The sequence below is a fragment of the Geminisphaera colitermitum TAV2 genome, from assembly GCF_000171235.2.
GTDB classification, from domain to species: domain Bacteria; phylum Verrucomicrobiota; class Verrucomicrobiia; order Opitutales; family Opitutaceae; genus Geminisphaera; species Geminisphaera colitermitum.
On record NZ_ABEA03000120.1, the window covers coordinates 68,374 to 87,601 of the forward strand.

General features: G+C 59.6%; 20 protein-coding genes and 2 tRNA genes. 10 read left to right on the plus strand and 12 right to left on the minus strand.

Translation table 11 applies throughout. The annotated features are described in order from the left end of the window. Positions 1–123 precede the first annotated feature (123 nt). The gene (locus OBACDRAFT_RS28945; protein ID WP_198529911.1) at positions 124–459 is read left to right on the plus strand and encodes a ribbon-helix-helix domain-containing protein; all 336 of its coding nucleotides are present in this window, start codon (positions 124–126) and stop codon (positions 457–459) included. A gap of 2 nt (positions 460–461) precedes the next feature. Here the strand turns inward: OBACDRAFT_RS28945 and OBACDRAFT_RS28320 are convergent, their stop codons facing one another. Beyond that, positions 462–704, minus strand: a complete 243-nt coding sequence (locus OBACDRAFT_RS28320) for a hypothetical protein (protein WP_157837094.1) — start codon at positions 702–704, stop codon at positions 462–464. 241 nt (positions 705–945) lie between these two features. Here OBACDRAFT_RS28320 and OBACDRAFT_RS14500 point away from each other — a divergent pair, with 241 nt between their 5' ends. Then, complete coding sequence (locus OBACDRAFT_RS14500) at positions 946–1,335, plus strand: hypothetical protein (RefSeq protein ID WP_157837095.1); 390 nt, start codon at positions 946–948, stop codon at positions 1,333–1,335. Here the strand turns inward: OBACDRAFT_RS14500 and OBACDRAFT_RS14505 are convergent. The 3 genes from OBACDRAFT_RS14505 to OBACDRAFT_RS14515 form a co-directional block, all read right to left on the minus strand. Further along, positions 1,332–1,910 carry a hypothetical protein gene (locus tag OBACDRAFT_RS14505; RefSeq protein ID WP_043586734.1) on the minus strand — a complete coding sequence of 193 codons (579 nt, stop codon included), beginning with the start codon at positions 1,908–1,910 and terminating at the stop codon, positions 1,332–1,334. The two genes, OBACDRAFT_RS14500 and OBACDRAFT_RS14505, sit on opposite strands and share 4 nt — an antisense overlap. 42 nt (positions 1,911–1,952) lie before the next feature. Continuing rightward, positions 1,953–3,293, minus strand: a complete 1,341-nt coding sequence (locus OBACDRAFT_RS14510) for a tyrosine-type recombinase/integrase (RefSeq protein WP_043586736.1) — start codon at positions 3,291–3,293, stop codon at positions 1,953–1,955. 78 nt (positions 3,294–3,371) lie between these two features. Beyond that, a tRNA-Ala gene (locus OBACDRAFT_RS14515) sits at positions 3,372–3,447 on the minus strand. A gap of 170 nt (positions 3,448–3,617) precedes the next feature. Here OBACDRAFT_RS14515 and OBACDRAFT_RS14520 point away from each other — a divergent pair. Beyond that, entirely contained in the window at positions 3,618–4,283 is a 666-nt protein-coding gene (locus OBACDRAFT_RS14520; RefSeq protein ID WP_043586737.1) for a 16S rRNA (guanine(527)-N(7))-methyltransferase RsmG, read from the plus strand. Between the two features lie 79 nt (positions 4,284–4,362). Here the strand turns inward: OBACDRAFT_RS14520 and OBACDRAFT_RS30775 are convergent, their stop codons facing one another. Further along, on the minus strand, positions 4,363–5,322 hold the full coding sequence (locus OBACDRAFT_RS30775) for a type II secretion system protein (RefSeq protein WP_269799070.1): 960 nt from the start codon (positions 5,320–5,322) through the stop codon (positions 4,363–4,365). On the opposite strand from OBACDRAFT_RS30775, the gene OBACDRAFT_RS14530 reads away from it, so the two are divergent. The 3 genes from OBACDRAFT_RS14530 (at position 5,321) to OBACDRAFT_RS14540 (ending at position 9,450) form a co-directional block, all read left to right on the plus strand. Beyond that, a complete protein-coding gene (locus OBACDRAFT_RS14530) occupies positions 5,321–6,313 on the plus strand; it encodes a substrate-binding domain-containing protein (protein WP_232767159.1) in 993 nt (330 codons plus the stop codon). The genes OBACDRAFT_RS30775 and OBACDRAFT_RS14530 overlap by 2 nt on opposite strands. A gap of 172 nt (positions 6,314–6,485) precedes the next feature. Beyond that, positions 6,486–7,484 (plus strand): hypothetical protein, encoded by a 999-nt coding sequence (locus tag OBACDRAFT_RS14535; protein ID WP_043586742.1) that lies wholly within the window; start codon positions 6,486–6,488, stop codon positions 7,482–7,484. 52 nt (positions 7,485–7,536) lie between these two features. Further along, complete coding sequence (locus OBACDRAFT_RS14540) at positions 7,537–9,450, plus strand: heparinase II/III domain-containing protein (RefSeq protein WP_043586746.1); 1,914 nt, start codon at positions 7,537–7,539, stop codon at positions 9,448–9,450. Here the strand turns inward: OBACDRAFT_RS14540 and ligA are convergent. Continuing rightward, positions 9,437–11,722, minus strand: a complete 2,286-nt coding sequence (ligA, locus tag OBACDRAFT_RS14545; protein ID WP_081722071.1) for an NAD-dependent DNA ligase LigA — start codon at positions 11,720–11,722, stop codon at positions 9,437–9,439. The two genes, OBACDRAFT_RS14540 and ligA, sit on opposite strands and share 14 nt — an antisense overlap. Then, positions 11,719–12,180 (minus strand): VanZ family protein, encoded by a 462-nt coding sequence (locus OBACDRAFT_RS14550; RefSeq protein WP_425601740.1) that lies wholly within the window; start codon positions 12,178–12,180, stop codon positions 11,719–11,721. Before OBACDRAFT_RS14550 ends, ligA begins: the two co-directional genes overlap by 4 nt. Positions 12,181–12,356: 176 nt before the next feature. Here OBACDRAFT_RS14550 and OBACDRAFT_RS14555 point away from each other — a divergent pair. After that, positions 12,357–12,444 (plus strand) — tRNA-Ser (locus tag OBACDRAFT_RS14555). A 180-nt stretch (positions 12,445–12,624) separates the two neighbouring features. Here OBACDRAFT_RS14555 and OBACDRAFT_RS28325 read toward each other — a convergent pair. From OBACDRAFT_RS28325 to OBACDRAFT_RS30785, 3 genes are all read right to left on the minus strand, one after another. Further along, a complete protein-coding gene (locus OBACDRAFT_RS28325) occupies positions 12,625–12,768 on the minus strand; it encodes a hypothetical protein (RefSeq protein ID WP_157837096.1) in 144 nt (47 codons plus the stop codon). Between the two features lie 172 nt (positions 12,769–12,940). Then, entirely contained in the window at positions 12,941–13,369 is a 429-nt protein-coding gene (locus OBACDRAFT_RS30780; RefSeq protein WP_052362050.1) for an NAD-dependent epimerase/dehydratase family protein, read from the minus strand. 20 nt (positions 13,370–13,389) lie between these two features. Next, positions 13,390–13,827: an NAD-dependent epimerase/dehydratase family protein gene (locus OBACDRAFT_RS30785; RefSeq protein ID WP_052362051.1), complete on the minus strand. Its 438-nt coding sequence runs from the start codon at positions 13,825–13,827 to the stop codon at positions 13,390–13,392. Between the two features lie 202 nt (positions 13,828–14,029). Here OBACDRAFT_RS30785 and OBACDRAFT_RS14565 point away from each other — a divergent pair, with 202 nt between their 5' ends. From OBACDRAFT_RS14565 to OBACDRAFT_RS14575, 3 genes are read left to right on the plus strand one after another with little or no spacing between them, the layout of a single operon-like run. Further along, a complete protein-coding gene (locus OBACDRAFT_RS14565; RefSeq protein WP_043586781.1) occupies positions 14,030–14,452 on the plus strand; it encodes a Co(2+)/Mg(2+) efflux protein ApaG in 423 nt (140 codons plus the stop codon). A gap of 32 nt (positions 14,453–14,484) precedes the next feature. Further along, entirely contained in the window at positions 14,485–15,555 is a 1,071-nt protein-coding gene (locus OBACDRAFT_RS14570) for a ribonuclease HIII (RefSeq protein ID WP_043586782.1), read from the plus strand. Positions 15,556–15,561: 6 nt separating this feature from the next. Further along, positions 15,562–16,398: a ribonuclease HII gene (locus tag OBACDRAFT_RS14575; protein ID WP_081722072.1), complete on the plus strand. Its 837-nt coding sequence runs from the start codon at positions 15,562–15,564 to the stop codon at positions 16,396–16,398. 120 nt (positions 16,399–16,518) lie between these two features. On the opposite strand, the gene OBACDRAFT_RS14580 is transcribed toward OBACDRAFT_RS14575, so the two are convergent. Both OBACDRAFT_RS14580 and OBACDRAFT_RS14585 read right to left on the minus strand, forming a co-directional pair. Further along, positions 16,519–17,847, minus strand: a complete 1,329-nt coding sequence (locus tag OBACDRAFT_RS14580) for an IS5-like element ISOpb2 family transposase (RefSeq protein ID WP_043586747.1) — start codon at positions 17,845–17,847, stop codon at positions 16,519–16,521. A 196-nt stretch (positions 17,848–18,043) separates the two neighbouring features. Then, positions 18,044–19,228, minus strand: a 1,185-nt coding sequence (locus tag OBACDRAFT_RS14585; protein ID WP_043586748.1) for an NADH-quinone oxidoreductase subunit N, incomplete at its 5' end; no start/stop codon positions are given.

Consider the following 19,228-nt stretch of genomic DNA (forward strand, 5'->3'; position numbering starts at 1 on the left):
TGCTGATTGCTGCTTATTGTGCAGCATTGTGCAACGTTATTTTTCAAAAAAGTTTCAACATGCTTACCATCAATAAATTAATTTATATTGAAACTTAATCCTTAACGCGGCATAATGTGCAGCATGGCAAAGCAAACAACTACAGGCATTCGGCTAGACGACTCGACGCGCCGTATTCTTGAGATAATCGCAAAGCGCGCAGGCGTGAAGAGTTCCGATATTATTCGCTTCGCAATAGAGGACTACTTGCGGCGGACGATTGAGGCTGGCGAACTGAAATTATCCATACATGGAACGGAAGCTCGTGCCCTTGAACTGATTGCGCAGGATCACGACCTACTAGACCATGACAGTGACATTGTGCCGGTTAAAGGCGGCAAGCGCATCAAGGACGGCGCAAGCGCGAAAGATGGCACGCCACTCAAGGGGAAGGGACGAGAGCAACGCGCCGCATCTTAGCTTCACCCTTGATCGGGCCACCCCTTTTCCTCCGCCTCTTCACGCAGCACGTTCCACTTGGGCGGGATCATTCCCTGTTCGCGCACCCAAGCCTTCAGTTGCTCAAGTTCGAGCACGACGGCCAGCCCCAGCTTGCGCAGTTGCGCAGGATCATCCGTCCCGCGCAGGCGGCGGCGGAAGTAGTAGGCGCTTGGTTTGTAACTGAGGAGAGACGGTGTGGTAGGAGGAGGGATTTTAGCTGACACGGCAAAGCTACCGTCCGGGTTTCCCGGTGCGCCGGGGCGGGCCTCGGCTCCAGCCGAGAGGGTCGTCTGACGAACGGGACGTTAGCGCGCGTCAGGGGGCGACTTCGGGGCCGATTGAAACGCTTGTCCCGCGTCCGACAAGGAAGAGTTATTCACAATCTGCTCAAATAGCTACCGGAAGGGGATGTTAGGGGTTCGATCATGATTGCCTTTTGGAGTAAAAAGAGGAATGGAAGGCATCATGCACCTTGCCCGCCTTACCCTTCTTGCTTTCGCTCTTTCCCTAGTCGGCTGCGTGACGCCGGGGTCGCTTGAATCAACCAAGGCAGGCGCACGCGCACGCTCTGCCGAGGTTTTTATTAAGAAACAAAACTACCTCACACTTGCCCGCTACTGGAACGATAATGCTCAAAAAACCTACGACCTGCTCAGCGGAAGCCAAAATACCTTTCTCCATACATTTGATGGCTATGCAGAAATAAGCATTGTGGTTGGGGGCTACTACATGGGCCTGATTGAGTTGACCCGAATCGAAGACAAAACGACGCGGGTGTCAGTTCACGCATGGGGACGCACGGAGGACATGGTTCGCGAATGGGGAAGCTTGATACGCAGCGCCCCGGAAAACTAATGCGGCAGGGAGCGCGCCCGCCTCTCGATGTTACGTCGGATGCGGTCAGACAGGGGGACAGGTGCCCTCCACTGCAAAAGCCGATACCCGTCAGGAAGCACGGGGGAAGAGCGGCTCGCGTCCCAAGCAATTTCCCCTTCGATTCTCCATTCATAAAGCTCCCATGCCCGGTATTTCAGGCACTCGATCACATGGGGGTAGTGGTCAGTCAGTGACTCAAGCGAGTCTGGAATGAGAACCAAATTGGCGACGCAGGTGTGATAGCGCGTGTCGTAGCACGAATCTTCGTAGATGTGGCACGCGCTAAACCCTGACTTTGAGCGCGGAATACCAGTCAGTAGCCTTATCGCCGCGCTGGCTTGTTGGTTGCTATCGAAATTGACTCCATCAGGAAGGGTGTCGCCCCACCTTGCCCGACGCGTGTTTGGCACCAAGCAACCATCTGGGAAATACGTAATCACATGCTGATATGTTTCCAATGACGCCCACACCGAGGTAGCGGCAATAAATTCAGCAAGCTTCACCCCTTTCGCATTTTCGGTATCCGAGATCAATTGATTGGGGTCGATAGGCACGCCTCCACCAATGCGTTTAAACGCATTGGTCTCAAGCCGCTTTTATCCCGCCAGCCGTCCCGCGAGCGCCATCGAATCCAACGCCGCCACCGGCTCCACCGGCAGGGCAAGGAACATCTTCCACGTCAACCGAACGGTGTCCGGCGTAATCATGAAGTAGCGTGCCGCGTCGTCGTGATCGGCCATACCCTCGTATTCCTCCGTCGTCTTGGGGCTCTGGTGCTGAGCCAGGTATTGCGTCAGCGCGGGCGTCCTGAACCGCGCTAGATGGTAGCTGATGAACGAATGCCGCCAGATGTTGCGCAGTCCCTCGATCTTCGCTGCGTCTTCCTCGCTGGCGTTCTCGATGGGGCGGAGGTCGGCGCGGATGCTGGCGTAACGCTTTGCCTCGCGGTAGTTGAGCGGCGTCATTTTCCACGTCTTTTCCGGCGTGTGCTTCAGCCAGTCCCAAAGGTTGCTGGGATGCCCCTGCCGGTAGCGAGTGCGCCCGTCCTTCTTGCCGCTCTTGTGGATGCGCGCCGCCATGCGGATGCCGCGTCCGTCGAAGTTGATTGCATCCTTCGTAATCGCGCCTGCCGTCGTGTAGCGGATGCCCGCGAACGCCTCCAAGGCGATGCGGCCAATCACGCGCTCATCGCGGTTGGCGCAGAAAAAGTCCCATGCGTCGCGCAGCGGGATAACAACCGGGTCGCCGTCATCAGTCTTTGGCGGCTTGATCCGCTCGACCGGGTTTTCGACCGCGCCCCACCTCTCGCGTAGGCAGTAGTCGAAAAACGTCTTCACGTTCTTGCGATGATCCTTGATGCCGTGCGACCCGATCACGCCGCCCTTGTCGTCCTTCAGATCGCGCAGCCATTCGCGCACGTCATCGGTTCCTACATCGTTTAAACGCCACGATCCAAACTTGGCGGCGAAGCGTTTGTTGAGATGCTTGTCGGCGTGTCGCTTCGCATCGTCACCCCAACTCTTTTCCTCGTCGCGCAGGGTGAAGTAACGCTCCAACGCCTTGCTAACAGTCAAGCCTTCGGCCTGCGGTTTCCCCTGTTTTGATGCGCGCCACTCGTGGGCAACAACGATGGGGTCAACGTTCTCGCCAACGATCTTCTGAAACTCGACGTAGCGCGCCCATTTTGCCGGATCGAAGGTAAGGATCACGTCGCCATGCTTGGAACGCTTGTCGGCGAGGTCTTTTGCGGCGATCTCGCGGGCCTTTTCATCGGGGTAGCCCTTGGCTTTGCGCACTCCCTTTTCATCGCGCCAATGGAGGTAAAAAGGAGCGTTCGGGCGTGTGTCATCGTAGGAATAACGGATGCCACGAGGGGGTTCCCATCCGCCAGCCTGCTTGCCGTCCGCTTGCTGCCCTGCTTGCCGTTTGCTTGCCATAAACGCCCTTTTGGGCGGTGTCTGGCGATAGGCAACAATAAAACCCGCTCCTATGAGAAGCGGGTTTCGTGGGAAAAGTGGTGGACCCTAGCGGGTTCGAACCGCTGACCTCCTCAATGCCATTGAGGCGCTCTACCAACTGAGCTAAGAGCCCATGAAAGGGAAGGGCGAAGAAGGATGCTTTGCGGGAGTGTGGCAAGCGATTTTTTACTCTTTTTTCAGGGCAGGGGAAATACGCCTGCAAAGGGGCGAACGGGAAAGGGATGAATTTTTATTCGTTACGCCGGGGGCTTCCTTACATGGTGGCGGTTTTTCCCGACGCCTATGCAACGCCTTCGGCCCTTTTTCCCGGAAGTCACACCTGCTCAATGGGACCTGCTCATCCGCATGTCCGCGCTGCACCGTGAATGGAATGCGAAGATCAATCTGGTTTCGCGCAAAGACATCGAAAACCTGGAGTGGCATCACTACGCGCCTTGCATCGCGGCGGTGAAGCTCCTGCGCCTTGAGGCGGGCGCCACGTTGCTGGATGTGGGGACGGGCGGCGGCTTCCCCGGCCTGATCCTGGCGGCGCTGTATCCGCAGGCTCACTTCACGCTGGCGGATTCGGTGGGGAAAAAAATCACCGTGGTCGCCGACATCGCCCGCCGGCTCGGACTGCGCAATGTGGAGGCCAGAAACGTGCGCGTCGAAATACTCAACCGTAGTTACGATTTCGTGACGGGACGCGCGGTGACATCGCTTCCCGGTTTTGTGCAACTGGTCAAACCGCGGGTGCGCGCGGGTGCAAAACACACGCCTGCCAACGGCATCGTTTATTGGAAGGGCGGCAGTCTGGCGGACGAGGAAGCTGCGCTCGGTCTCGCACCCGCCCGGGTGCTGTCGTTGGAGGAGACGCTCGGCGATGTGTATTTTAAAGATAAATACATCGTGCATTATCCGCAGCCGGATTTGGGACGCGCGGTGGCACCGCTCTCCGAGGGATTCTGAGCAATTTTTTAGGATTACCCCCCCCCCCCCCACACACACACACACACTTTCAGCGTGATCCGGTGTATCCAATTACTAATTACTTGACGGGAAGGGGCGCGACGTGCCAGTCGAAGAAAAGGGCCATGCGGATATTGCCAAGGACGGGTTCAGGTGGAAGTTGCGGCCAGCGTGATTGGCCCGAACTCACGTTTTTCTGGTCAACGTCCCATATCGCCTTGAGGCGGGACAGGGGATAGTCTGCGAGCTGCGAAAGATTCTTGGGTTGTTTGGCGGGATCGATGGGGTCGTAACCACTTTTTTGCCCAAAAACCTTTGCCAGGGTGGGGTAACTGGCTTCAACGGGATTGCTTGTGTCCGGAATAGTGTCGCGGAGGCCGTAAACGGGGCTTTGGGAATCCTGACGATAGCGGGTGTTGGCGGGATTGGTCAGGATGGTTGCCACCTTTTCTTTTGCGGTTGGCTGGGGAATATTCAGATAGCTCCAAAGGTGGTAACCCAATGTGCCGTTGTCGCCGGTGCTGTACCACGAAAAATTGTAGGTCCAGAGCGGGCCGGGAAGACGTCCTTTATAGTCGTTGGTGTAGAGTTGAATGGCGGAGCCGATTTGACGGAGGCTGTTGGTGGTGGCGGCTCGGTCAGCGGCCCGGCGCGCACGCTGAAACACGGGAAAAGCTATCCCGGCCAGAATACCGATGATGGCAATGACGACGAGTAGTTCGATGAGCGTGAAGCCTTGTTTCTCGGAAAACAACGGAGCATGAAGCGGTTGTCTGGTGACGGACGAAGAAGAAAGCGGTGAGGGGTTCATGAACGTGGCCGGTTTGAGTGAAAGGCAAATGGGTGGAACTGGGGGGGGGGGGGGGAGGCTGGTGAATAGAATAGGATGCGAATGATGAGTAATGGCGTGGATTGTTTGGATTTGACGACAGGGTTCAACGTCCGGTTCACTAACACAGATGAGTGGACTGCGTAGAGCAACCCAGGCGGACGTGGCAAGGGCGGCGCAGGTGGCGCGGTCCACGGTGTCGCTGGCCATGCGCAACCATCCCAGCATCCCTCCCGATACAAGGCAGCGGATACGCGATGCGGCCGCGCGCGTGGGATATGCGCCGGACCCTATGTTGTCGGCGCTTGCCAATTACCGGACTCGATCCCGGTCGGCAAGTTACCACGGAGTTCTCGCCTGGCTCGTAAACACGGAACTGATCCCGCCTCACTCGCGCCGGTGGAACGAGGTGATGATGTTCAGGGATTATTACGAGGGCAGCTGCAAGCGCGCCTCGGAGCATGGTTACAAGGTGGAGGTTTTTGATATCGCCCAGCGGAATATGACTGCGGGACGGCTGGCCCGGATTTTTATTACGCGCAATATCGAGGGCATTCTCGTGTGTCCGCAGCCCGGTCCCAACATGACGCTGGAGTTTCCATTCGAACGTTTTGCATCGGTGACCTTTGGGTATTCACTCGCCAGTCCGCTTCTGCATACGGTGGCTCCGACGCAATTTCGAGCGGTCAAGGAGATCATGCGCCGACTGTTGCGCGCGGGGTATCGGCGGATCGGATTCGCGCACTCGTTTACCACTGATGCTCGCGCAGATAACAATTTCCTGGCTGGTTATCTGGTGGAGCAGCACCTGTGCGGACGCGGCGGGCGCATCCCGCCACTCGACGAGGAGGTGATTACAGCGGAGGCTTTTCGAGCGTGGTTTGATGAATACCGCCCGGATGCGGTGATCACCGGCAATCCGCGTTTGCTGGGTATCATATCCAAGGCTGGTTGCCGGGTGCCGCAGGACTTGGCGGTGGCCTGCGCAAGTGTGCCGGGGCTGGGCGGGAGTTTGGCGGGTATTTACGAAGACTCCTTTCACATCGGGGAGGTGGCGGTGGATTTTCTGGTGGCGGCATTGTACCGCGGGTCACGCGGGCTCCCGGACCGGCCTGAGCAGATACTTGTCCCTGGCGTATGGGTGCCGGGCAAGACGTTCCTGGAGAAAAGCCCGGATGGTCTTGGCAAGCGCATGACATGAACGGGCGACAAAAGCATTCAAACGCAGTCACTGAACTGTGTTAGTGGCGTGAGGGTTGTTCCCTGGCATGCATTGGATGAAGTTGAGATAAGGGAAACGCAGCGAAGGGCATGTCATCAGGTCCGGCGATTGCCACATCCCTCTCAACATCAACGCATCCGACATTACCACTATGACAACGACACACTACTCCTCGTATTCCGTGACGAAGCGTTTGCTTCCCTCCCTCCTCCTCCTCGCCGGTTTCGGTTTCCTGCTGCTTGCTTCACCGGACACGGCCCGGGCCGCCTTGATTTTCGAGGCGGGTTTCGAGTCCGGCAACATCGTCACGGTCGGCGGCACGGGCGCGCTCGGCAGCAATACCGCGATCTATCAGCGTTCGCTCACCACCGCCAATCCCCTCGGCCAAGGCTCTTACCTGCACGTGGTCAAAAATTCCACCACCACCTCCGGCGGCTATTTTCCTGCAGTCACTTTCACGCCGACCAGTGCGGCCAATTCCTGGGCTGCGTTGTCCACCAAAGTGGACGACTACGTTCATCTCAACGGCGGCGCTGATTTGTTTTTTCGAGTTAACAGCCTCCCCTCGGTTTATGACAATTGGTTTCGCCCCATTGATCTGACGGGCGGCACTCCAACCGGCGGCGTGCTTCGCATCGCCCTGTCTGCCAATTCGACCAACAGCTTCAATCTACTCATTAGTGGTGGAAGCGGTTCAATGATCAATGCATCCGGAAGTACCGTCAGCTCCATCAGCGTCAACGGTTCGCTTGCTGTGACGACCGGAGCGACGGCCTCGATCAACCACATCGGTTTCACGTTCAGCACGGCTGCCGATGGATGGATCACGGCCAAGCTGTTCGGACGCACCGATGGCGGCGCGATCGACACCAGCGGCACAGCTCTGGCCACGGTCACGTTCAAGATCAACTCCAGCGTGGTGACCACCGGATTGACGGGCGGCAACTTCTCCCTGCTCGGCGGCTCCAACTCCGGCACCACGAACAGCAGCGATATCGATTACGATCTCTTTCGCCTCTATAACTCCGCGCCGGCCTCATTCTCTGCCATCGCCCCTATTCCAGAGTCAGCCACATCGTCAGTGCTGTTCGGGGTATTGGGAGCGCTGGCTTGCGTGATCGGTTGGCGCGGGCGAATGCTGCGGCGTTAATTTCACGAATCAAATCGCCGTTTCACGCTCTTCCACCCCAGGTTTTTCCACCATGACGTTTCTTTGTTTCCTCGCAGCCCTTGGTCTGTTTTTTGCCGCCCTGCCATTGCCGGGTGTTCGGGCGGCGGTTGTGGAGAACGATGCTTTCGCCGGGGAACATTCTCAACGTATTCTTATGTCCGATACGCGGATTGCGTGTATCCGTCAGTTGATGACAGACGATCCGCTCATGGCGGAGTTGTTGATCAAAATCCGGGAGGCGGCGGAGGTGAATCTTACGCTGCCTCCCAATACGCATTTGAAACCGGGCGCGCGCGACATGCTGGGTCAATCGCGCGCCGCCGCCAGCCGCATCGTCACCAGCGCGTTTGTGTATTTGATCGATGGAGACGAACGCCACTTTGAGGCGGCGCGGCGCGATTTGCTCAACGTTTGCGCCTTCCCTGATTGGAATCCGCGTCATTTTCTGGACACGGCGGAGATGGGCTTTGGCGTGGCGGTCGGCTATTCGTGGTTGCGGCAGGAATTGTCGATGGAGGATCGCGCGGTCATCCGCGCAGCCCTCGTCAGAAATCTTCTGAGCATGGCGCCCGTGGCGTACGATCGTTCAGGACGGGGCGAATTGAAATGGCGGGCGTTTGGTGCGAGGGACACGACGTTGAACAACTGGAATTTTGTGTGCAACGGGGGCTTTGTCGCCGCGGCTCTGGCCTTGCGCGATGAGGAGCCGGAACTGGCCGCGCTGGTGCTTGCCGGTGCGCGGGAGTCGCTGCCGCTGGCGATGGCTGGTTACGCGCCCGACGGTGTATGGCCGGAGGGGCCGACTTACTGGAATTACGGCACGTCCTACCTGGTTGACACGCTTGCCATGCTGGCGGAAACGCCGGAGGGCGACGCCGGCGTGTCGAAGTTGCCTGGCTTTGACCGAACTCTTGATTATGCGTTGCAACTTTTCGGGCCGAGCGGGGTTTCGTTCAATTTTGCCGATGGCGGACCGATTCGTGATTATGAATCGGCGTCGCCGGTGCTCGCGTGGCTGGCCAGGCGCTTTGAGCGTCCGGATGCGTTGCCCGAGATTCGCCGGCGATTGCAGGAAAGGCTGCGGGCCTTGTCACCCGCGTCCGATCGCAATCTGAGGCGGGGCTTGGGCGGACGGAGACTGGTGTTTGGCGCAATTTTTTTCCCGGAACGAACCGAGGCGCCTGCGACCGTGGTTGGGGACGCGATGGAGAGGTTGCCGCTGGACGCGCATTTCCGGGGCAAGGGGGAGTTTTTGGTCCTGCGTAGTGGGAGGTCCGATACGAACGCGTTGTGGGTGGGATTGAAGGGCGGGACTAATGCGGTGCCCCATAGTCATCTGGATCTCGGTTCGTTTGTTCTCGATGCCGGGGGCGTGCGGTGGGCGGTTGACCTCGGACCGGAAGAATACGGTCTTCCAAAGTATTTTGATTACAGGGAGGGCGGACAGCGGTGGCAATATTACCGTCTCAACAACCGCAGTCACAATACGCTCACGGTCGCCGATGGGTTGCAGTCGCCGACGGCCACGGCACGCATCATCCAGTTCGAGAGCAAGCCGGAGGGGGGCATGGCGGAGGTGGATTTGACGGACGTCTATCCGGGAAAAGTAAAAAAAATGACGCGTCGTGTTTCCATGCCGGAGCGCAAGGCGGTCATGATTGAAGACAGGGTCGAGGGCTTGGGTGCGGGCCAGTCGTTGACGTGGCGGATGCTGACACCGGCTCACATCACGGTTTCGGACGATGGGCATGCAGCGGTTCTGGTCCTTGAGGGACGCAAGTTGCGGGCGGAATTGTTGGCACCGGCCCAGGCGAGTTTTTCGGTTGAATCCGCGCTCCCGCCGACGAGGGCGGAAAAGCAAAATCAGGGGGTGTCGGTTCTGACGGTGGCGTTTGTCCCCGATTCGTCCGATGCGCGGCTGGCGGTGCGATTCATCCCGGAGTAGCCGGCAGGGAGGGGGGGGGGGGGAGGACGGCGACGGCAGTGGGGTCGTCCAGCAGTTGCAGGAAGGCGGCTTCGTCGAGGATGGGGACGCCGAGTTTTTGGGCTTTTTCCAGTTTGGAACCCGCCTCGGCTCCGGCGAGGACGTAGTGGGTTTTCTTGGACACACTGGTGCTGATTTTGCCGCCAGCGGCTTCGATTTTTTCCGTGGCTTGCTCGCGCGTGAGCGTGGGGAGCGTGCCGGTGAGGACGATGGTTTTGCCGGCCAAGGGGTGGTTGGTCGCAGCGGCGGCAGGCGGGGTGGGCGCGAGGCCGGCGCGTTGCAGGTCGGCGATGAGTTCCTGGTTGTGCGGGTCGGCAAACCAGTCGCGCACAGCTTGCGCGGTGGTGGCGCCGAAGTCGGGAAGGCGTTCGAGGTCGGGGAGCGTGGCGGCGGCAAGGGCGTCGAGCGAACGGAAGGCGCGGGCGAGGTTCTTGGCGGCGGCGGCTCCAACTTGCGGGATGCCGAGTCCGTGGATGACTCGCCAGAGGTCGGCGGTGCGGCGGGCGGCGATGGCGTTGATGAGGTTGCCGGACCAGGTTTCTCCGGATTTTTTGAGCGGGAGGAGTTGTTCGCGGGTGAGGCGAAAGAGGTCGGGGATGGTTTTGATGAGGTTGTGGTCGAGCAGGAGTTCGACGATCTCGCGTCCCAAGCCCTCGATGTCGAGGCAGGCTTTGGAGACGAAGTGAGCGATGCGGCGGCGCATTTTTCCGGGGCAGTGGGGATTGAGGCAGCGCCAGGCGACTTCGCCTTCGATGCGGACGGCGGGTGTGTTGCAGGCGGGGCAGTTTTGGGGAAATGCGTAGGGGATGCTGTCGGGGGGGCGTTTTTCGACGATGACGTTGATGACGGCGGGGATGATTTCGCCGGCTTTTTCGATGAGCACGGTGTCGTTGATGCGTACGTCCTTGCGGGCGATTTCGTCGGCGTTGTGCAGGGTGGCGCGGCGGACAGTGCTGCCGGCAAGGAGCACGGGGTCGAGTTCGGCAACCGGGGTGAGGACGCCGGTGCGGCCAACTTGGATGGTGATGGCGCGGAGGCGCGTTTTTGCCCGGTCGGGCGGAAATTTGAAGGCGCAGGCCCAGCGCGGGGAGAGTTTGCGGGCTTCTTGGGCGCGTCCGGTGGCGTCAGCCCCGCGGTAGCCGAGGATTTTTTGCTGGGCAAAGAGATCGAGTTTCACGACGGCGCCATCGGTCGCGTAGGCGAAGGTGCGGCGGAGGCGGTCGAGTTCCTGAATGGCGGTCCAGACGGCGTCGATGCCGCGAACTGACCAGATTTTTTCCACGGTGGGGAGGCCCCAGGCGATGAGTTGTCGCTGGTAAGTGGTCTGCGAGTCGAAGCCGAGGGCGTCGGTGGGAGCGGAGGGGGGGGGGGGGGGGACGGCGGGTTCGCAGGCGCCGAGTCCGTAGAGGACAATTTCGAGGCGGCGCGAGGCAACGAGGGTGGGGTCGAGTTGTTTGAGGGTGCCGGCGGCGAGGTTGCGGGGGTTGGCGTAGGGGGCGTCGCCGGCTTCCTCTTGTTGCTGGTTGATGCGGCGGAATTCTTCTTCGCGCAGAAAGATCTCGCCGCGAATTTCGATCAGCGCGGGCAGGGGCGTGGTAGTGCCGGGGGCATGACAGAGGGTGTGCGGGAGACCGTGGATGGTTTTGACGTTGGCGGTGACGTCGTCGCCTTCAGTGCCGTCGCCGCGCGTGATGGCTTGCGTGAGTTTGCCGTGTTCGTAGGTGAGGGAGATGGAAACGCCGTCGATCTTGGGTTCGACGATGTAGGCGATGTTCGCATCGAACGTGGCTGGAGGCAGGGGGGGGGGAGGGGGGGAGGGGACGGGGGCAAACAGGTCCAGTTGTTCGGTGGGTTTTGTGGCGGTGGTGGTTGGGCTGGGAGGCGGAGGAGGGGGGGGGGGGGGATTTTCTTTGGAAAGGGCTTTGACGACGCGGACGTGAAATTCGCGGAGTTCGCCTTCGTCGTAGGTGTTGTCGAGCGTGAGCATGGCCTGCCGATGACGCACGCGCGTGAAGCCTTCGACGCGGTCGTCGCCGATGCGAAGGGTGGGGGAATCGCCGAGGTCGAGTTGCGGGTGTTGCGATTCGAGGTTGGCGAGTTCGCGTTTGAGACGGTCGTAGTCGTAGTCGCTGATCTCGGGCCGCGCCGCCCGGTAATAGAGCTCGTCGTGGCGGGCGAGTTCGGCGCGGAGATTGGCGATGCGTTGAACGGGGGTCGGTTCTGCGGGGGTCATGTGGTGGCGTTGCCAGTCTCGGTCTCGGCTGCGATGACCTGCTTGTCGGCGGACGATCGTGCCTTGGAATCGTGGTTCTTGCGAGGCGGGCGGGTTTCGAGAAGGCGGCGGTAGGGGCCAACGAGACTGTAAAGGGCGATGGCGGTGATGGCACCGAGGGTGTCCGCGACCCAGTCGCGGATGTCGGCTGAACGGCCGGGAGTGAAACTTTGGTGGATCTCGTCCGTCGCGCCAAAGGCGGACACGAGCAGCAGGGCGAGCCACCAGCGGCGGATGCCGACTTGGCGAAGAACAAGGGTGGCCATGAGGCCGAAGACTGAGAAGTGGGCGAGCTTGTCGAAATTGGTGATTTTAGGGCCGGCGACCTGACCGTGGCTGGAGGCCCAAATGATGGTGGCAATAAGCAGAAGGACGTAGAGCCATTGCCAGGCGGGAGCGGTTTGCGAACGAGACGACATGGTGGGTAACGATGCACGTCTTGTGGCGCTTGTCTGGCGAAAAACGGTGAAGATGGTGTTACGCGAGCCGGGGGGAGGGGGGGGGAGGGAATGCGGTCTGCGATGGTCTGTTGTGATGGTTTCGCAAGGGTTGACCCAATGCGGTTGGGTTGTTCCACTTCGCGTCTATTTTTTAAGGAAGGGTGGCAGAGTGGTCTATTGCGGCGGTCTTGAAAACCGCTGAACCGCAAGGTTCCGGGGGTTCGAATCCCTCCCCTTCCGCCAGTTTCTTAACTAACTGATAATCCGCTTGTTAGTAGCTCCACTGAGAGGAGTGTTTGAAATACCATGATCTGGCCTGATCTGGTTTGATTTACCCTCTGGGGGAGGGCTCCAAAAGCGAGCGTGTCGGCGAATGTTTGAAAGGACCGGCCCGCGTGGCGTATGCGAAATGTTTGAAATGGGTCATCGCGCCCGACTGGCGACGCCGTTGGCCGTGATCGCCAGCATCGCCTCCTCCATCACTCGCGCCGACCGCGATGAATCAAACTTCACCGCGCAGAATGCTTGCACGCCGTCGATGGCCTCGGCAGGCGTCCGGGCGTTCATGATAATGTCGCGGATGGGGGAGGGGCACCCATTTCGCGCCGGTTACCGATTTTGACCCGTTTCGGGCCGATTTCCGAACCGTTTCAATCATTTCGCTCGGTTACGACGGGCCTTATATTTTAGGCGAACGCAAGTAAGAATGAATTCATCACGATGGGGTGATGTTCTAAAATCAGCCTTTCCCCATTAGATCCTGACGCGAGCGTTCAGGGACATCTTCCAGAGGAGTGGGCGTCCAGCCCGTTTCCTTGGTGATGCGACTGGTGTCGATCAGGCTGGTGAGCGGCTGGCCTGGATGACGTCGCGGCGCGTTCGGCAGATGAGTGCGGGCCAGTTCCTCGGGCGAGGAAATGTCGTCGGGGGATACTCCGCTGGGATGATAGATGCGAAACCCCGGCAACTCGCTCACATCGCGGGCGAAAATGGCCAGCACGAGGCGCGCCACATCGTCCACCCAGAGCCAGCCGGCAAATTCATGGCGGCGTCCGGGATCGGACATCGTGAGATGATCCTTCCACTTCCGGGTCCGGCCCGGGATGACGAACGGGAGGCGCAGGGCCACGGCGGAGAGCCCGTGCACGCGGGCGTAGTAGCGCAGCATTTCCTCGCCCAGCACCTTGCTCAGAGCGTAGGCGTTGCCCGGATACGGCGGAGTGTCGCCATCAACGGGGAGCGCATGCGGGGGGGGGGCGTGTCCTGGAAATCAGGCCCGGGCCAGCCAGTCATGGCCTGCACGGAACTCGCATAGATCACGCGCGGGATGCCCATGTCGGCCATCGCCTGAAATACATTGGTGTTCATCAGCGAATTTTCGCCGAGCACGGTTTGCGCCGTGCCGCGCCCCTGATTGCTGTGGTTGCCGAAATGGACCACGGCCTCGATGCCCTTGAGCGCTTCGTAAATGGGCTCCGGCTGGCATAGGTTGATGACGTGCATCTCCGCGCCGGGGAGGGCCGCGTAGGTGCGGTCCACGACCCGAACCCAGTGGCCGGCATCGAGGAGATGCCGCACCAAAACCCGCCCGATGTATCCACTGCCACCAGTGACTAAAATGCGCATGGTGCCGATCAGCAAAACGCAATCCGCCAGCGAGGGCGAGCGTCAGTTCGAGTCGATTTCGCGCGGATTTCGCGTGGTTTTTTGCGGATTAACGCATGCGGTTTTTGTGCGCTCCCACCGCCTCCTCCTGCAGGACACTTTGCATGGCAGGTTGCAAACCGGGCCGGGCTGCGTTTGTTCCAGTGTATCTAAAAATTCCACTGTGCCAGCGTCCATTCCATTGCCGGGCCTCAGCGCCCGCCTCGACAAACTCGTTTACCACTACGGCGGCAAGTGCCTGCCGGAGGGAAAACCTCATGCCTTCGTGTATTTCATCACATTCCGCAACGACTCCGAGCACACCGTCACACTACTGGCGCGCAAGTGGGTGATCGTGCAGGAGGACGGCACGCGTATCGTGGTCGAGGGCGACAAGATCGTGGGCGAGACCCCGCGTCTCGCGCCGGGAGAGGAATTTTCCTACAGCAGCTACCACATCGCGGCGGTCAACGGCGTGGCCCACGGCAGCTTTCACGGCATCGACGACCAAGGACGCCGCGTGTATACGGTTCTGCCGGCCTTCACCATGCGCGTGCCGCAGCCCGTCAAGTCCCCGACTTCTGCCAGCCCTGCGCGTCGGGATTGACCCTCCGCCGCGCCCCGCCACGATGGCGCGTTATGCCAAAAAAGACGGCCTCCGATGACGAGGCGCCGAAGAAAATTGCCTCCTATACCGTCAAGCTCAACGACACCCAGTTGCGGCTCCTTGACGACATCTGCAAGTCCCGCCACTGGACGCCTTTTGACGTCCCCTACACCTACTTCGCCTACAAGGCCGATCACCTCAAGGTCAACGTCAGCGCCTACACCAGCGGCAAAGTCGTCATTGCCGGGCGTGGCACGGAGGACTTTGTGCGCGACGTGATCGAACCCGAAGTCACCAAGTCCGCCAAACTCGGTTACGACGAAGTCCTCCACCCCGACTGGTTCGAACCCCACGCCGGCCTCGACGAAAGCGGTAAAGGCGACTTCTTCGGTCCCGTCGTGGCCGCCACCGTCATTGCCGAAAAATCCGCCATCGAAGCCTGGCGCAAGGCCGGCGTGCAGGACTCGAAAAAAATCACCGAAAACCGCATCCTCGAACTCGACCGCCTCATCCGCGAGACCCCCGGCGTTGTCGCCCGCACTCTATACTGCGGCATGCCCAAGTACAACGAACTGATGGCCCGTCCCCGCGCCAGCCTCAACAAACTCCTCGCCTGGCAGCACGCCAAGGCGCTCCTTCAGGCGCTCGGCGAAAAACCCGTGCACTGGGGCCTCCTCGATCAGTTTAGCGAACAACCCCTCGTGCAACGCGAACTCAAGCGCCTCGCCTCCCCCCCCCCCCCCCCCGCTCCCGCCCTCCTCCCCCCAGGCTTCGACCTGCGCATGAGGACCAAGGCCGAGGAAGACCCTGTGGTGGCCGCCGCCTCCATCGTGGCGCGCGCCGAATACGTGCGCATCATGCGCGAACTCTCCAAACGCTTCGGCGCGCCATTGCAAAAAGGCGCGAGCGCCCTCGTCAAAACACAAGCCCACGAGATCATCCGAAAATTCGGTGTCCGCGCCCTCGGCGACTTTGCCAAGCTCCACTTCCGCACCGCCTACGAAGTCGTGAAAGAGGCGGGCAAACTCGACGAACTCCCCCTGCCCGAACCCAGGGAGCGCATCGAATTCAAATCCATCGGACGAGCCACTGCCGAAGAATGACGCATAATGAGTGAAGAAAAAACAGGCGGCGAACCCGACGAGGCCGGAGCAACCGGCGAAACCGCAGGCGCGGCCCCGCTGACGCCCAAGCCTCCCCAACTCCGCGGCTTCGACCTGCGCAACCTCGCCGGGCACGCCGAACTTATCGGCGTCGATGAAGCCGGACGCGGCGCGCTGGCCGGCCCCGTCGTGGCGGCAGCGGTGCTCGTGCGTCGCGTTTTTTTGGAAAGCCGCTGGGTTGCGCACAACGCCTCCCGCGTCAACGACTCCAAGCAACTCAGCGCCCCCGAACGCGACGCCCTCGCCTTCGAGTTCGAGACCCTCGCCGTGGAAAACGCCATCCGCGTCGGCTGCGGCGTGGCCGAAGTCTCCGAGATCGAGCAATTCAACATCCTTGGCGCGACCAAGCTCGCCATGCGGCGCGCCTTGGAGTGCATCCACCCTCCCGAGGCCTTCCAGCAGCAAGTGGAGCCCGACCTCTTTTCGACGGAGGCTGAACTCGCCGCCTGGCGCAACCGCGTCTCCTGCCGCATCATCATCGACGGCCTCCCGTTGAAAAGTTTCCCCTATCCCCACTTGGGCATTGTCAAAGGCGACGCCCGCTCCCTCTGCATTGCGATGGCCTCGATCATCGCCAAAGTGACGCGCGACCGCCTCCTGACGGAACTGGACGCGAGGCACCCGGGCTACGGTTTCGCCCAGCACAAAGGCTACGGCACCGAGGAGCACCGCGAGGCCGTGTTACGACTGGGGCCCTGCGTCCAGCACCGGGGCCTTTTCCTGCGCAAACTCCTCGCCGGCCGCGTGGACCCCGCGCAGATGGATTTCCTCGCGGCGGAGTAGCATCTCTGGAGTAGAGCATTGTCGGTTCAATTTGTCGCAAGGTTTAAGAGATCACGCAGAGACGCAGAGGCGCAGAGAAAACACAGATTGCTAATTAGTCGGTGCTGAGGAAGGGCGGTATTAAGCGAGTTTGAAGCATGGCGAGGTGCGCAAGGCGGGAAAAAGCGCGAGCAGAAGGCGGGAAAAAAAGGCCAAAAGGAAAGCCAGGAGCTTTCCGAAGTTCATCGCGGCGGCGCTGAGGATGGCATTGACCTTGTCTCCGATCAATCCGCGTAACTTGTTGCGCTCCATACGATGTTCATTCTTGAGATGTCCGATTGTCGGCTCAATGGCGGCACGGCGTTTCATCCAGCGCCAGACTCGTTTGGGGATTTTCCCTCGCCTGCGTTTGTCCACGATCACCTCCACCGGTCCCTCATAATTGTGCCCTCGATAACCCATGTCCACGTGCGCCGTTTTCGACCCCTGTTTTTCAATATAGAGCCGTTTTACCTGCTCCATTTGCGCTTCAAGCGTGTGCCCATCATACGGATTGTCTGGCATACATAACGCTCCCAACAGCCAGCCTCCCTTGCTCGTCGATGCCACACTTACCTTCTGTCCAAATTCATATTTCTTTCCCGATTTCCCTTTCGATATGCATTTCACCTTTGGCTCATGCACACTATACACTTTGTTTTTGTCTGCTGTCTTTTGTTTGTAAATTTGCTTGCTCGTCTCCAGCAACCCTTGCAATGCCGCCACAGGCTTTTGTCTCTCTATCTCTCGTATCACACGGCCCAGATTCGTCCTCAGTTTCCTCACACATGCCTTCGTTCTCTTCATCTTTCGGCTATGCATATAGCGCCCGGCCATCATCAATAATCCCCTCCCTACCCGTTCATAACTCTGCTTCACTTTCAGCCCGGCTTTCCGCGCTTCCTTCACCAGCCTCTCCCTCGCCCGATCATACGATCTCGCATCGGTCGGATAACGTATCTCCTTGGTTTGCACCGTCGTGTCAACGTTGATATGCACCACCTGCACCGGCTTTAACCCCTTCATCCTCACCGCGCTCTCTATCGTCTGCTTGAGCATCTGTTCGGCTCCACTCTCCCCCAATCTCTTCCTCCACCTCGTCATGCTCGACGAGTCTATCGGCTTCTCATGCTCAAAATACTGCATCCCCGATAAATATTGCCAATATGGATTCTCCACCCAATGCTCCAGCACCTCTTCGTCGCTCAGATCATATTGATACTTCAAATAATGTAACGATACCATCAACCTCGTCCCCAACCCGGGCTGCCCCAACCTCTCATGATACGTCGGCCCCAAATGCTTGTCAAACTCGGCCCAGTTTATATTCCCGGCCAGCTTCACCATCGGATGGTTCATGTTCACCAACATTATTAACTCCATCTTGAACATTTCCCTCTGTCTCTCGTGCTTGTTTTCCTTTGGCTTCATCTTTTTCCCAGATTTTCTTTATAAATTGCCCTTTTCTGGGAAAATCTCACTCCAGTCTCAAGCGTTAACTTGCTCCTTGATAGGAAATTAAATGGTTCTTCAGCACCGACTAATTATGAATAAATTACAAACATTATATTTTTCCGGCTCTGCGTTCTCTGCGTCTCTGCGTGAGACAAAATAAACCGAAAATGCTCTAGCGCAGGATGAGCCAGTTGCCGAGCGGGCCTTGCCAGATGCCGAGGACAATCGAGGCGGTGGCAAGGACGACAAGCGTCGCGCCAGCGAGCACGCCAACAGGTGTGCGGGGGGGGCGGGGGTCGGTTTCACCTTCGAGAAGGGGTGCGCGCCAGACGTTGAAGAAGGCGGCTTTGATCCATCCGAAATAATAGTAGATCGAGATCACGACGCCAACGATGGCGATGGCGAGCAGGAGGTAGAGTTCGGCTCGGAAGGCGGCGAGGAAGACGAAGAGTTTGCCCATGAAGCCGGCCAGCGGCGGGATGCCAGCCATCGAGCCAAGGCCGATGGCAAGGATGATGGCGAGGAAGGGATGCGTCTTGCCGAGGTCGTTGTAGTCGTCGAGCTCCTGTTTGGCGTCGTCGGTGCCGGAGACGTGGGCCATGACGCCGAAAACGGCAAAGCTGGCGAGGAGGTAGGCGAGGAGGTAAAAGTTGATCGCGCCGATGGCGTGCGAGCCGGCGGCGGGGTTGGTGTTGAGGAGGGCGATGATACCGATGAGCAGATAGCCGGCATGTGAGACGCCGGAGAGTCCGAGGAGGCGTTTGACGTTGTGCTGCGTGAGGGCGGCGAGGTTGCCAAAGAGGATCGTCGCAATGGTCACGATGGTGAGCACCTTGGTCATGAGCGGGGCGTAGGCTCCGAAGACGTTGACGAGGGTGAGGAGGATGGTGAATCCAGCGGCTTTGGAACCAACCGCGAGAAACGCGGTGACGGGGGTTGGCGCGCCTTGGTAAACGTCGGGTATCCAGATTTGGAAGGGGACGGCGCCGATCTTGAAGCACACGCCGCTGAGGACGAGGACGATGCCGACACTGGCGAGGAAGTTGTGCGGGTTGGTGGCGAGGAAGAGGCGGAGGTGGGAGAAATCCATCGGTTCGCCGCCGGTGAGTGCGCCGGGTAGCGCGGGGGTGCCGGCCACGCCGTAGAGGAGGACGATGCCAAAGAGGAGGAGACCGGAACTGAGCGCGCCGGTGATGAGGTATTTGAGGCCGGCTTCGAGGGTGAGCGGGTTGTGTCGGAAGTAACTGACGAGGATGTAGAATCCAACGGTGACGGTTTCGAGGGCGACAAAGAGGAGGATGAAATTGTGCGCCTGCGCGAGGAGCATGAGGGCCGCGCTGATGACGAGCGTGATGGC